10 protein-coding genes and 1 pseudogene are annotated in these 13,207 nt (G+C 48.6%); 4 read left to right on the top strand and 7 right to left on the bottom strand.

What is annotated here, in order from left to right; all coding sequences use genetic code 11:
- Positions 1-1,910: tetratricopeptide repeat protein (locus tag JOD20_RS24255; RefSeq protein ID WP_204757756.1), on the bottom strand; the 1,910-nt coding region annotated here is incomplete at its 3' end.
- A gap of 166 nt (positions 1,911-2,076) precedes the next feature.
- Between JOD20_RS24255 and JOD20_RS24250 the strand changes: the two genes are divergently transcribed.
- Positions 2,077-4,107 carry a hypothetical protein gene (locus JOD20_RS24250; protein ID WP_204757755.1) on the top strand — a complete coding sequence of 677 codons (2,031 nt, stop codon included), beginning with the start codon at positions 2,077-2,079 and terminating at the stop codon, positions 4,105-4,107.
- Between the two features lie 68 nt (positions 4,108-4,175).
- Here the strand turns inward: JOD20_RS24250 and JOD20_RS24245 are convergent, their stop codons facing one another.
- Positions 4,176-4,880: a hypothetical protein gene (locus tag JOD20_RS24245; RefSeq protein ID WP_204757754.1), complete on the bottom strand. Its 705-nt coding sequence runs from the start codon at positions 4,878-4,880 to the stop codon at positions 4,176-4,178.
- A 224-nt stretch (positions 4,881-5,104) separates the two neighbouring features.
- On the opposite strand from JOD20_RS24245, the gene JOD20_RS24240 reads away from it, so the two are divergent.
- Entirely contained in the window at positions 5,105-6,067 is a 963-nt protein-coding gene (locus JOD20_RS24240) for an AraC family transcriptional regulator (RefSeq protein ID WP_204757753.1), read from the top strand.
- Here the strand turns inward: JOD20_RS24240 and JOD20_RS24235 are convergent.
- From JOD20_RS24235 to JOD20_RS24225, 3 genes and pseudogenes are all read right to left on the bottom strand, one after another.
- A pseudogene (locus JOD20_RS24235) lies at positions 6,051-6,437 on the bottom strand ((R)-mandelonitrile lyase); the annotation flags it as partial. The gene JOD20_RS24240 and the pseudogene JOD20_RS24235 overlap by 17 nt on opposite strands.
- Before the next feature lie 83 nt (positions 6,438-6,520).
- On the bottom strand, positions 6,521-6,910 hold the full coding sequence (locus tag JOD20_RS24230; RefSeq protein ID WP_204757751.1) for a GTPase domain-containing protein: 390 nt from the start codon (positions 6,908-6,910) through the stop codon (positions 6,521-6,523).
- A gap of 109 nt (positions 6,911-7,019) precedes the next feature.
- Entirely contained in the window at positions 7,020-7,163 is a 144-nt protein-coding gene (locus tag JOD20_RS24225) for a hypothetical protein (RefSeq protein ID WP_204757750.1), read from the bottom strand.
- Positions 7,164-7,278: 115 nt separating this feature from the next.
- Between JOD20_RS24225 and JOD20_RS24220 the strand changes: the two genes are divergently transcribed.
- Positions 7,279-8,514, top strand: a complete 1,236-nt coding sequence (locus JOD20_RS24220; RefSeq protein WP_204757749.1) for an AAA family ATPase — start codon at positions 7,279-7,281, stop codon at positions 8,512-8,514.
- Positions 8,515-8,604: 90 nt separating this feature from the next.
- On the opposite strand, the gene JOD20_RS24215 is transcribed toward JOD20_RS24220, so the two are convergent.
- Positions 8,605-9,072, bottom strand: a complete 468-nt coding sequence (locus JOD20_RS24215; protein ID WP_204757748.1) for a hypothetical protein — start codon at positions 9,070-9,072, stop codon at positions 8,605-8,607.
- 375 nt (positions 9,073-9,447) lie between these two features.
- Between JOD20_RS24215 and JOD20_RS24210 the strand changes: the two genes are divergently transcribed.
- On the top strand, positions 9,448-12,099 hold the full coding sequence (locus tag JOD20_RS24210; protein WP_204757747.1) for an ATP-binding protein: 2,652 nt from the start codon (positions 9,448-9,450) through the stop codon (positions 12,097-12,099).
- A gap of 65 nt (positions 12,100-12,164) precedes the next feature.
- Here the strand turns inward: JOD20_RS24210 and JOD20_RS24205 are convergent, their stop codons facing one another.
- Positions 12,165-13,199 carry a phosphotransferase family protein gene (locus tag JOD20_RS24205; protein WP_204757746.1) on the bottom strand — a complete coding sequence of 345 codons (1,035 nt, stop codon included), beginning with the start codon at positions 13,197-13,199 and terminating at the stop codon, positions 12,165-12,167.
- Between the last annotated feature and the right edge of the window lie 8 nt (positions 13,200-13,207).

Here is a 13,207-nt window from a genome sequence, read left to right as displayed (position 1 = left end):
CAAACCGTTGCGTGGCTGCCTAGACCAACACATGTTCGCTTGGTGTGTGCCATCCAAACGACAGACATAGGCATACTATGTCGTTGCTGAGTTTCCAACGGGCCATGCGGCACAACATACACCAAATCAAGCGTGCTCAGCAACGCTTCGTATGGCTCGATCAAGGCCTGCGAAATGGCCTTTAAAATTCGCGGTTGGAGCAAGCGGTGATGCCCACCATGGCCACGAGTGAGGTTCAAAGGATTAAAGCTATGTTGCTGAATAGTCGCATTGGTTGCTGTAATTGCCACGCTATACAAGGCTGGCTCAAGGCTAAAGTGGTGCAAAATTGGCGATTTGCGTTCGGCCAAGGCTGCCAAGAAGCGCAACGATCGACCTAGCACGCCAACCGTAAAGTATTCAACAATCGCTGTGCGTTGATCAAGCTTGGCTTGGATTTCGGCCAAATTGGCACATTGTTGTGAAAGCTCGGCGGCTGAGCTTGCATCGCCTGCTTGCAGCGCATCAAGGAACGCTCGCGAACGAGCACGTTCAATATAATCGACAGCTTGGGCCGCGTCGCCGCGCTCAATGCATAAGACCACCATATGCTCATAGACCTGTTGGGCGGTGCTAATCAGGCCCAATTTGGTATCTTCATCGCGGAACGAAGTGCGCAAATCTTCGATAATCGCAATCGATTCGGCAAAGGCGGCAAAGGCTGCGTCGATCGCGCCGCTGCGTCGTTCTGCATCGCCCCGATGGTTGAGAATTAAGGCTAATTCATGGCGATTATTTTGTTGGCGCGCCAAAGCTTCTGCTTGAGCATAAATTGCCAAGGCTGCTTGATAATCGTGCATGCTACAGTAGAGCAAGCCCAAAAATGCCAACGAATCGCGCAAACTATCGTCATTGGGTACAACACTGGCCCGCGCCGCGTCAATACTAATCTGATAAGCCTGTTCGCTGGCCGCCAAATCGCCTGCCAAATGCTTCAAAAAGCCAATGTGCCAATACAAATTGGCCAAATCGCCAACCGTATCAAGGGTTTCGTAGAGCGCCGCCGAACGGCTGAAATAGCTATCTGCTTCATCCCAACGGCACAAATAGAGCAAATTTGAGCCAACTTCGTAGAGTGCATGGGCTTCGCGGTAGCGATTGCCAGCCCGTTGCAAAGCCTCCAACGCGTGCAAACTTAGTTCAAGCGCCTGTTCTGGGCGTTGCAAATGATTGGCCAAAATGCTCTGATTGAGCAAACTATGGCCTTGATAGAGCCAATTTTGCACCTGCTGGGCGTGTTGCAGCTGCTCAATATAATGTTGAATTGCTTGATCATACGCGCCGCGAAACCATGCCAACGTGCCCAAACTATTGATCACCATCGGCAATAAATCGGCTTCGAGGTGGATGTCGTCGCGCAATTGTTGCAATACACTTTGGGCAAGTGCATACTGGCGTTCAAGCCGCATTTGAATAATGGCCTGGTAGAGCTGCAAAATCTGCTGTTGGCGCGGATTAACTTGCGGAATGCTGGTTGCTTGCTCCAAGACCTTGGCGATGGTTGGCCATTCGCGCCGCGCCGAAAGCAATTCTAAATAGGATTCAAGGTAGTAGAGCCAGCGCTGAAGCTCAAAATTCCATGCCTCTGCGACTAGACGATTGAGTTGTTGCTGGCTATACTCAAAGGCAGCAGCAAAAACTTCGTGCTCGCGGTAGGGAAGGTCATTCAAAGCTGGAGCTTCGTGCAACTCATACCAACCGTGATCATGGTGCTTGAGCATAAATGTGCTTTGGCAAAAACGCTCAATTTGTTCGGATGAATATGGTGTGAGGCTAGCCAACTGAGCAGAATCACACCAACGCAAGAGCCAGATGTAAGATGTAAGTGCCGGTGCAACCGTTGATTCAAAGGCATCATCAAGTAAAACCATACCATCACCCTTGGTGTATGCAACGCCATCTAGCATGCCTAGGTTTGTGAGAGATCAGGCACACCATCTGCGTAATTGAAGCAAAGTTCTAGCGCTACTATACTCGATTTTGATCGGCTTTGCTACCGAAGTAGCCCTTGTTTTGTGACATTGGGGGAATGCGATCATGTCCACACCACACGCCCAAGTTTATTTCAACCGCTACAATCTTTTTAACACAACACCGAACCCAGCCCCAAGCGGCAATACCGATTGGTATACCAATCAGCCAAGTATGCAATTAAGCAATCCCCACTTGGTGCAACGCGTGCCCAGCCAACTTGCCCTGCTTAGCAATTGGGCTTTGCCAACCGCCAATTTGCTGGGCCTGCAAGACCTCAATTGGGCCTTTTGTGTTTATGATCTCCAACAACAGCTCACCGCCAACGCCAACAGCGACGATTTGCCGAATTATCCAACGGCCTATGCCCAAGTTCAAGCAAGCCATAACACAACCCAAACCACGAGCGCAACCAAAGTGTGTTTGTTCAATGTGTTGGTGGCGATCGAATGGGTGCCGAGCGCTGGCGAGCTTAATCAATTGCAATGGGCATTTCGGCGGGCCTCAGATTTCTTGTTTGATGTGAGCAATGGTACGATGGCCTTTGGCCAAGTGGTGTTTGGTGGCGTTGATAAGATGCGCGCCGCCGATATTCAAATTTTGGCTTCCAATCGCTATCATCCCCGCAGTTGGCGCGAAGGGCTGTATACCGATTCCAAGCATATGCCAATTCGTTTAGGCCGTGGTATGTGGGAACGTCAAGGCAGTTTTAGCATTCCTTGGCACGAGCCAGAGGGCTATCGGGTGATTGTGCACGAATGGATGCACTACGCAATTGGCTTGCGCGATCAATATATTAATTCAAATAATGCTGAGCACCCAGATTTGGCTTTGCCCTCGTTCAACCCAACCGCCGAATCGATTATGGCGCACTTGGTTGGGTCGAGCGAAGTGATGCGGATTGACGGTGGCGACGATGTTTGGCAACCATTCCGTGCCCAAACTGGGGCTGGCTTGCCCTACAGCGCCATGGCAACTGCGCCATTTGATCAGCCGCGCATTGGGCCAGAACGCTTGCCCTTGCCCTTGCCCGTGTTTCAGCATGGTTTTGGCAGCAATCCAGTGGCTGAAGTTACCACCCTCACAATTAACGATACGCCAATTGCCAACCTCAATCGTGGCTGGGTCTATTTGTTGCGTGGCAGCCTGAATGCGCCGACCACGCTTATTCCGCAAGGTAGCCTCGATTCGCGGGTGAATTCGCAGGGCTTTAAGTTGCTTGGCGCGAACGCCGATGATTATGTGCTGGTGATTGGCGACCGTGCCAATGGCACAACGGCGGTCTATGTTGCGCAGCTTGAGGGCAATCCGCCTGAACTTAACTGGATTGAATGCACGCCAAGCCAATTTCCTTTGGTGGCGGTAATGCCGTATGGCTCGGTGGTGCAAGGTTCGTATAGTATCAAAGTTGTGACGCAAGCGGGCCTAACGCCGACCGCGATCTACGTGGCGGCGGCTGGCGAGCAAAATGCCTATGCAGTCGATAGCAATGGCGTGGTTAATAATTTGCCGTCGCTTGATGGTACCGCCTTCTTGGTGTTTGAAGGCCAAACTGGCATTCAATTGGCGGTTGTGGCCTATTCCGAGGGTGGCAATCCGCCCAGCCACAATCCAACTGCGCCAATTCCCTTAACTGCTGGCTCCTCGGAAGGCAATTTGATGGTCTTTTTCAACCAAGCTGCCGAAAGTCGGGCCAGCGAACTTAACCATTTGCGGGTGATTACCACGACGATGTATGGCTCGTGTAGCAGCTTTCCCAATACAACGGGCACTGCCCAAAGCCGAGGCTATATTTTTGCCTTGGCCAGCAATGCAGCCTTGCCCAGCGATGTTGGGGCGAGTGTGCCGCTCAAGCCAACCTTGGTGCTCAACTACGATAATGCTGCCTTGCTTAGCCTTGGCACAACCAACGGCATTGCCGGAGTCTTGAAGGTGTATAGCGCCAACGGAACCACACCACAGGCCGAGCTTTCGAAGCATTTTGTTGATCGTGGCTATGTGGCTTTGGCCTTGAATGCCACGAGTGCCAGCGGTTTATTTGCCAGCACGCCAACGCCTGAGTTCTTCCGGCTCTACGGCGAACAATTCTCGATTTAAGCAGGAGCAAGCGCCCATGGTTTTGGCCATGGGCGCTTGGTTATTTGGATGCAGATTGAGCTGAATATTTAGAGTGTGCGGACGCTACGCACTGGCTCATTCGGCCCCAGCAAGCTCATTGGTTGCTGCTGATTATTAGGATTATTGGGCTTGCTGGCGCTGGCCACGGTACGGCGTAAGCGCCATTGCAAGGCCGCAATTTCCTCGGAGATCGCGCGCAAACTCTCAACTTCATCACGTAAATCTTCGACCACTGCCGATGATCCAAACTCAACCCGCTGCGGTTCGCGCAATGGGCGACGAGGCCGCTGGGTCGAAACATCGCCAAGTTGCTCTTGCATCGTGCCCAACAAACTCATCAAATAGGCCCAAGATTCGTTTTCTTGCTGGCTGACTTGCTTCGAATGCTGGCGACGCTCGTTCATCCAGCCATCGAGTTGGCAGTGTAAATTATTCAAGCGATTATCAAGATGCTCGATCAATGGGCGGCTAAAATCGGCGGGCTGGGCTGCCAATTTGGCAACCGTTGCTGGAAACGAAGTGTGCAGCGTTTCGAGCTGGGCTTGTAAATGACCAAGTGACGAGCCAAGTTGGGCTTGGCGACGGGCCACGACCTCTTGCTCACCCAAAACATCGCTCAACAGGGCTTTAAGCTGCTGATTTTCTTGTTTGGCCCGTTGCTCTTGCTGGCCCAACAAATGCGGCACAAACCACAAAAGCAGCACCGCCAAGAGCAAAAGAGCGCCGCTCATCAATAAAAAGACAATCTGCATAACCAACCTCCATTGCAAGTGCGATCAAGCTCCATTATAGAAAAAAGCCCGCTCGCTGAGAGGATGCAGGGGTTACAGCTTGATGACAGCTCACCGAAGGATGAAGAACGAGGGATGAAGGATGAAGCTGAATCTATGCTAAGCAATATTCGATTGGAAATACTGTTTTGCTAGGAATGATCAATTGGTATAGTAAGGCAAGATTGTGCTACGAGGATTGTGTGATGACGCTGCTTGAGCTTGACCGATCGTTAGAACCTGAACCGTTGCTAGAGCCAGAACGGCGCACGTTGGCTCAATTGTTGGCCCAGCATGCGCCGCACGATGGACGGTTTGGCTTTTGTATGCCGCAAATCTATGCTATCCGTGAATCGCAACCGCATCAACGCTCGCTGCCGGCACTCTATCAGCCAAGCGTTTGCCTTGTGGCCCAAGGAGCCAAACAACTGGTGCTTGGCGATCAGACTTACAATTATGATGCAGCGCATCTGTTGGTTGTGGCGGTTGATTTGCCAGTTGCGGCCCAAATTACTCAGGCTAGCGTTGCGCAGCCGTATTTGTGTTTTAAGTTGGAGTTTGATGTGCAGCGGGTGGCCGAATTGGCACTCAAAGTCTATCCCCAAGGGCTGCCAGCGCCAACCGAGCTGCGAGCAATTGCCACCGAGCGCAGCAATCGCCAACTGGTGCAGGCCGCGATTCGCTTGATTGAGCTGATGCAATATCCTGCTGAGGCTGAGCTGTTAGCTCCTTTGGTGATCGACGAGATCATTATTCGTTTGTTGCATAGCTCGTTTGGCAAGCGCTTGGCCCAAATTGGCCAAACCAGCTCGCGAGTTACGCCTGTAGCCCAGGCGATTAGCTGGTTGCGCCACCATTTTGCCCAACCACTGCTGGTTGCGCAGCTGGCCGATTTGGCTAATTTGAGTGTTTCAGCCTTTCATCTGCATTTCAAAGCAGTTACCGCGCTCAGCCCCATTCAGTTTCAAAAAACGTTACGTTTGCACGAAGCGCGGCGCTTGTTGGTTGCAACGACGCTTGAGATTGGCGCAATCGGCCAGCAGGTGGGCTATGCAAGCAGCTCGCAATTTAGCCGTGAATATCGGCGCTATTTTGGTTGTTCGCCAACCGAAGATCTTGCAAGTTTACGGCGAACTTGGCTTGATCAGCCAGATATTGCTCCTCGCTGACGTGTTCTAGCCATTCCACAGCTGCGCCATCAAGCTGCTCTTGGATCGCAATATGGGTCATGGCAGTGGTTGAGCTAGCGCCATGCCAATGTTTCTCACCTGGGGCAAACCAAACTACATCGCCAGACTGAATCACTTCAATCGACCCACCCCAGCGCTGAGCCAAGCCACAACCAGCGGTTACAATTAAAGTTTGACCAAGCGGATGGGTGTGCCATGCGGTGCGCGCGTTTGGCTCGAAAGTGACGCTTGCCCCGCGTACTCGCGCAGGTTCGGGCGCTTGAAACAACGGGTCGATTCGCACCGTGCCGCTAAAATAATCTGCCGAGCCAACCTCCGAGGACTGCGAGCCATTGCGTTTAATTTCCATCAAAAACCTCCATACACAAACCATGTGCTATCAGTATAGCCAATGTTTGCTATGGTTGATTGCCTAGCACAATCCAATGTGGATTAATCAAATTCACTGAGCAATCGAGCGAATGGGGCTAGCGATGGAATAATTGCCTGTTTGAGATAGGCTATAAGTCGCGTTTCGAGCATGTGCAGGGCTGCTACAATTGGTTCAGTTGGCCCAGCATAGGCATTGGTTTCAACGTAATTCCACCCAAGTGGGTTAAGAAAGCGTTGGAGTGTGTCGATTGGAATGATGGGTGACATATCGCGTTTGTTATATTGCAACACCAACGGTAGCTGGCTAAAATTGCGTTGATTTTGCTGCTGCATTCGGGCAACATTTCTGAGTTTGATGATATTTTCTTCCAATTTAACATTCTGTGAATCGGCCACAAACATCACCGCGTCAGCAATGCTAATCAACTCATTGGTGAAAGTATTATCCATGGCTACGCCTTGTTGCCCAAGACAGTGCAGATGTAATTGCCAATTACCAAGCTGCTCTTGGCCAAGCAGACTACAACCAAGAAAATGTGTTGTTTGATCAAAATAGCGTTTAATTAATAGGATGGATCAATCGTTGCTGTTGGGCATAATAACGGGCAATTTGACGAATCGAAGTCGTTTTACCACTCATTGCTGGGCCACAATACATTACATTGCAATGAATTATCTGATTAATTGCATCAAAAAATGCCATTTGCCCTCGTCCAGTTCAAAACTGCCACATTTACGCCTTGTGACAACCATTGTCAACGGGTTGATTATACTTGAGCTATCAACCGCGAGTTTTTAGCCTACAGGAGAATGCTCCCTTGAATAAAGAAACCTATATTAATGAGGCGTTGCAGTTGTCGAGCCAATCGCTGACCTATATGGTGAGTCAGCAATTAGCCGCGCATTACCCGGATCAAGGCATTCTCCAAACTGGAGACTGCGATTTTGATGTGCGTAGCTATGCTGGGGCGGGCTTGTGTGAGGTTCAAACCCATCAACACCCTTACCCACAAATTAACTATACCTGGTTACGGGGTGAGGAAGGTGGTGAGATTGCTCGTTCGTTGGAAAACGCTTGGCAAACCATTAGTTGGCAAGACCAGAGCTTTGATTTGCTGCTGCTTTCGTGGACAGCTTATGGCACAACCTATAGTCTGCAATGGTTGATTGGCGCTTCACAAGCAGCCGTCGAAACGTTTTTCAGTGCAGTCTGCGATTGGAACACCGAAATTCGCGATGAAATTATGGTGTTCGATGAAGGCAGTTGGGAGAAAAGCCAAGAATTATACTATGCGATTAAAAATGCCTCGCTCGATAATTTGATTTTGCCTGGAACGCTCAAACACGATATTTTTCGCGATTTGCAGCGCTTTTTTGAAAGTAAAACCACCTACGAACACTACAATATTGCTTGGAAACGCGGGATCATTTTGGTTGGCCCGCCTGGCAACGGCAAAACCCATATGATCAAAGGGTTGTTGAATGCCTTGGAGTACCCATGTTTGTATGTTAAAAGCTTCGATGCCCAATATTCGACCAATAACGCCAATATTCGGGCGGTGTTTGATCGGGCGCGGCGTAGTGCTCCCTGTATTGTGGTGCTCGAAGATTTAGATTCGTTGATTAACGATACCAATCGAGCCTTCTTTTTGAACGAAGTTGATGGTTTTAATGCAAATCAAGGGGTTGTGTTACTGGCGACGACCAACCATCCTGAGGCGATTGACCCAGCGATTATGAACCGCCCCAGCCGCTTTGATCGTAAATATTACTTTAGTTTGCCTGAATTGGCTGAGCGGATGGCCTACATTCAACAATGGAATACCGCGCTGCATAGCTCAACCCAACTCACTGAGCTAGGAATTCAACAGGCAGCTGAGGCTACCGACGGTTTTTCATTCGCCTATTTGAAGGAATTATTTGTTTCGGCCTTGATGCGTTGGATTGATATCAAAGATCAAACAACGATGGATCTGGTGATTTTGGAGCAAGCCACATTTTTGCGTGAGCAAATGGTGACTGAGCAGCCTGATGAAGAAGAAGACGAAGCCTAATTGTTGCTAGTTATTGGGTCTTTGGCTCAAACAAAGAGCGCATGATCAGGGTTGATCATGCGCTCTTGATTGTCTTGGCTGCTGGAGGTTTTAAGCTTGATTAACTGGTTTTTTGCGAATTAAAAAGCCAATGCTTGCAGCAAAGACTACTAGCGCTGCACCAGCAATCACGGTTGCTGCACTATCAATTTGCACCGATTTGCCTTCGTTGGGCATCAATGCCATTAAACCATTGAAACCAGCAATAATAAAACTCAAGATAACTGCCAACCAGCCCCACACTTTTTTGCCAGTTAATGCCAGAGCGCTCAACAAGAGGCTTAGCCCAACCGAGCCTGCAATGAGCGCATAGAGCACTTTCGCCCCAGATTGCACTAAATCACTCTCTTCTTTGAGCACATCGATGACGCTCACGTTGATGCTGCTGTCGGCGTTGCTCGAAACGTAGGGTAGAAAAAGCCCAACAACCATAATCAAGCTACCAACCAACATCACAATTGCAGCGATTGGCAGGGCTTTGGGTTTGCTAGCGAGGGCTGGGCTTGTTGCGTGTGACATAACGATTGCTCCATCAATAAAACAGTTGATGGAACAATCATAGACCGACCGACTAACATCCGAACCAACATTGGACTAACGTTTAGGCTAACATTTATCTAGTAGTCATAATACACAATTGTTTGGCCATTGGCGATGCAAACGCTACGCTTGCAATTAGCATCGTAGACGTATTGTTCTTGCACATTGTAGCAACTGCAGGTTGATTTGAACTAGTATTTGGGCAGGTGATTGGTTATCGCAATAACTTCTTTGTTGATCGCGAATAAACAGGTTTAGCGTAGGCGTGGCTGCTAACATTTCAGCCAACATCGGCTAACATGATGCCGAACATTTTGCGAGGGTCTCCCCATGGCGAATGCAGGGAAGGTGCATATGGCTGTCGATTCAATCATTACGATAGATGAACTTGAGATTAATTTGACTGAGCAGCGAGTCAAGCGGGCGGGAGTGTATGTGCGGCTTGGGCGCAAAGAGTGGGGTTTGTTGGAGTTGTTGGTGCTCAATCGCAATCATGTGCTGAGCCATCGTCAGCTTTTGCGGCATGTTTGGGGCGATAATTATGAACGTGATAGTAGCTATTTGTTGCATGTAGCGATTGGCCGTTTGCGCGAGAAATTGGGCGATAAACCGCCACGCTATATTCTGGCCGAGGCCGATTTAGGGTATCGTTTTGCGTTGCCAACGCCAAATGTACCAAGTGTGCCAACGCCTGAGCCAACCTCGTTGGTTGTACCACCAATTAGCTATACCAATATTCCTGCGCCGCTGAATGCCTTTATTGGCCGCGAAAACGAGCAACAAACCTTGTGGCAGCTTCTCCGTCAGCCGCATATTCGCTTAATTAGCGTTTTAGGCGTTGGTGGGGTTGGCAAAACCCGTTTAGTGCTCCAAAGTGCCATGCAATGGTTGCCGCTCTTTCATCATGGCGTGCATGTTGTGCATGTAGCTGCTTTGCGCGATCCTGAGCTATTAATACAGACAATTATTCAATCTTTAGCGATTAAAACTAGTAATCAATTACCGTTACTCAAACAGCTCAAAGATTTTCTGTATGATAAACAACTTTTGCTTATTCTCGATAATTTTGAGCAACTACTTGATGCTGCGCCAATTGTGACCGATCTCTTAGCCCATGCACCACAATTAAAGCTAATGACGACCAGCCGCGAAGCGTTGAATGTGTATGCTGAGCAACGTTTTGAATTACTGCCATTTAGCGTTGAACTTTCGCAACAATTCATGTTGAGCCAACAACCAGCAGTTAATCTTTTTCTCGCCCGTGCTCAAGCGCTACAAGCAACGATTGCGTATAACGATGCTGAACTAGCAACGATTGCCCAAATTTGCCAACGGCTTGATGGTTTGGCGTTGGCAATTGAGCTGGCTGCCAGCCGAATCAGCTTGTTTTCATTAACAAATTTACTTGAGCGGTTAAGCCAACGCTTGAGTTTTATCAATAGTGGGCTACGCGATGTACCAGCCCGCCACCAAACCTTGCATGGAGTTATCGAATGGAGCTATGTTTTACTTACACCTCAAGAACAAGCGCTATTTGTCCAATTATCAGTTTTTGTTGGCAGCTTTGATCTGCCAGCAGCTACTGCAATTTGTGCTAGTGCTGAACAATCAGCAATTGAATTATTGTTATTAAGCTTGGTGCAAAAACATCTGCTTCAGCATCAAAAAACTGAACAACGTTTTTATTTCTTGGAAACAATCCGCGAATATGCCCAAGATCAATTAAATCAACGAGCTGATAGCCAACACTACTATACAGCGCATACTGATTATTATCGAATGTTTGTTCAGCATCATGTTCATGAATTAACAGGCTCAGCCCAACAACACTGGATGCAGAAATTTCAAGCTAATTATCCCAATATTCGCGCCGCAATTGGCTATAGCCTTAAATGGGGAACGCTTGCAAGTGCAGCCCATTTAGGCGCTATGCTGTGGAATTTTTGGAATCGAGCGGATATGGCTCAAGAAGGAAGTTATTGGATTCAGCAAATTCTTGCTCACGGAGAAAAGATTACGCCAACCCATCATATTATGATGTTACGTGGGTTAAGCACGTTTATGCGCAATCAAGGCAATTTTCAGCAAGCAGAGCACTATTTAACCCAAGGATTAACAATCGCTCGTCAAGAACAGCATGATGATTTGGCAATGGGTTTATTAAATAGTATTGGTTTGCTGTATAAACGCGAAGGTTTATTTGAACAAGCAGCCCAAGCTTTTACTGAAGCGATTCAGCTGGCTCGCCACTTTGATAAACATCGTGATTTGGCAGCAATATTAAGTAACCTTGGCGAAATCCGCCGTAGCCTTGAGCAATATCAACAATCGCAAAATGATTTAGAAGAATCGTTGGTATTAGCGCGACAAGTAAATGATCATCATATGGCAGCAAATATTCTAAATAGTTTAGGCTTGTTGGCATGTGATACGTGTAACTATCAGCAGGCACACGATTACTATCAACAAGGACTAGATATTCATCAGCAGCTCCAAAATAAACGCGGTATTGCCATGATCTGTACAAATCTTGCAGATAGTTTGACCCAATTAAATCAATGTACTCAAGCAAATGCCTATTATGAGCAAGCCCTAACCAATAGCTATGTTATTGGTGATCCCTATTTTATTTGCCATATTACGATTCAAAAAGCCTGGGCGTTGCGCCAACAAGCAGCATATATCCAGGCCCAATCATTAATTCTTCAAGCAATTAAATTAGCTTTCCAGCACGAATTTATCGCCCATAGCCTGCGTGCTATTTTAGAGTTGACAGAATGTTATCTTGGGCAAAAGCAATGGCAATCGGCAGCATGGCTTGCTGGTTTTATGCAACAAAGAGCAGCAGAAGCTACTAATTTGCTCGATGGTAATGATCGACGGAAACATAAAGCACGTTTAATCGAGTTGCAACAGATCTTAGCTGAATATGATTCTTATTGGCAGCAAGGCTTGCAGAGTAGCCCTGACCAAGTATTGAAGGTGCTTATGATTGAGATTTCGTGATCGCGCACAGAGCCTGCTTCTTACGAAAGCAGAAGTAGGCTCTGTGCTGCTTAATTAAGTGCTCTTTATTTGGTGAGATCGGCGGCAGCTTGGGCCATAATTGGAATAACTGCGCCAAATTGGGCAAAGCGGGCATCCTTGGTTTGGCCGCGTTGATAGCGCGCATAAATTTGGGCCAAAATGACAACCAAACGATATAACCCAAGTACATGATAATAGCGAATATGGCTGACATCGCGGCCTGAGCGCTCAGCATAGCGCGCAATAAGTTCAGCGCGGCTGGCAAAACGCTCGTCGGTTGGCATCATGGCGACTGCTTGCAAGGCTGGCGGATCATCGGGCTGGCTCCAGTAGCAAAGCAACGTGCCCAAATCGGCCAATGGCTCGCCCAACGTACACATATCCCAATCAAAAACAGCAATTAATTGGCTAGGATCGTTTTGGCGAAACATTACATTATCAAGCTTGTAATCGTTGTGAACGAGGGTTGGGCTTGAGGCTGGCGGTTGCTGCTCGCACAGCCAGGCATAAACATTTTCCATTGCTGGCAGATCATCGGACTTGGCGTTGTTCCAACGCTCATACCAACCAACAACTTGACGTAAGATGAAGCCATCGGGCTTGCCGATGTGGCCTAAGCCGATGGCTGCATAATCGACGGCGTGCAAATCGGCCAGCGTATCGACGAGCGCCAAACTGAGCGCCCGTGGAGCCTCGGGCGTATTGAATTGGAGCGGCAATTCGCGCCGCACAACCGTGCCATGGCGACGTTCCATAATAAAAAATGGCGCGCCAATAATTTCAGGTTCGTTGCAGAATAAAAAAGTTTGCGGAGCCTGCGCAAAGGCCGGGTGCAATTGCGATAAGACCCGATATTCGCGGCCCATATCGTGAGCCGACGGGGCAACTGGGCCAAGTGGCGGGCGACGCAGCACATATTCATAATGACCATAATCAAGCAGATAGGTCAAATTCGCAGCGCCGCCACCAAACTGGCGCACGGTTAACGCTTGGCTGGCACCAGGCAACTTATCGTATAAATAATCGGCCAAGGCTGATTCATTGAGCTGTTCATCAGGCCGAACTTGAATCGTATCCATGGGGTTGT

The sequence above is a fragment of the Herpetosiphon giganteus genome (genome assembly GCF_016907925.1).
Lineage (GTDB): Bacteria > Chloroflexota > Chloroflexia > Chloroflexales > Herpetosiphonaceae > Herpetosiphon > Herpetosiphon giganteus.
Note: the sequence above shows the minus strand (reverse complement) of the source record. Positions and strands in the feature narration are given on the sequence as shown.

Excerpts from the sequence above, each read along its gene's own strand:
- JOD20_RS24210 (WP_204757747.1), top strand. The coding sequence starts at position 9,448 with ATGGCTGTCGATTCAATCATTACGATAGATGAACTTGAGATTAATTTG.
- JOD20_RS24245 (WP_204757754.1), bottom strand. The coding sequence starts at position 4,880 with ATGCAGATTGTCTTTTTATTGATGAGCGGCGCTCTTTTGCTCTTGGCG.
- JOD20_RS24250 (WP_204757755.1), top strand. The coding sequence starts at position 2,077 with ATGTCCACACCACACGCCCAAGTTTATTTCAACCGCTACAATCTTTTT.
- JOD20_RS24205 (WP_204757746.1), bottom strand. The coding sequence starts at position 13,199 with ATGGATACGATTCAAGTTCGGCCTGATGAACAGCTCAATGAATCAGCC.
- JOD20_RS24225 (WP_204757750.1), bottom strand. The coding sequence starts at position 7,163 with ATGGCATTTTTTGATGCAATTAATCAGATAATTCATTGCAATGTAATG.
- JOD20_RS24240 (WP_204757753.1), top strand. The coding sequence starts at position 5,105 with ATGACGCTGCTTGAGCTTGACCGATCGTTAGAACCTGAACCGTTGCTA.
- JOD20_RS24230 (WP_204757751.1), bottom strand. The coding sequence starts at position 6,910 with ATGGATAATACTTTCACCAATGAGTTGATTAGCATTGCTGACGCGGTG.
- JOD20_RS24215 (WP_204757748.1), bottom strand. The coding sequence starts at position 9,072 with ATGTCACACGCAACAAGCCCAGCCCTCGCTAGCAAACCCAAAGCCCTG.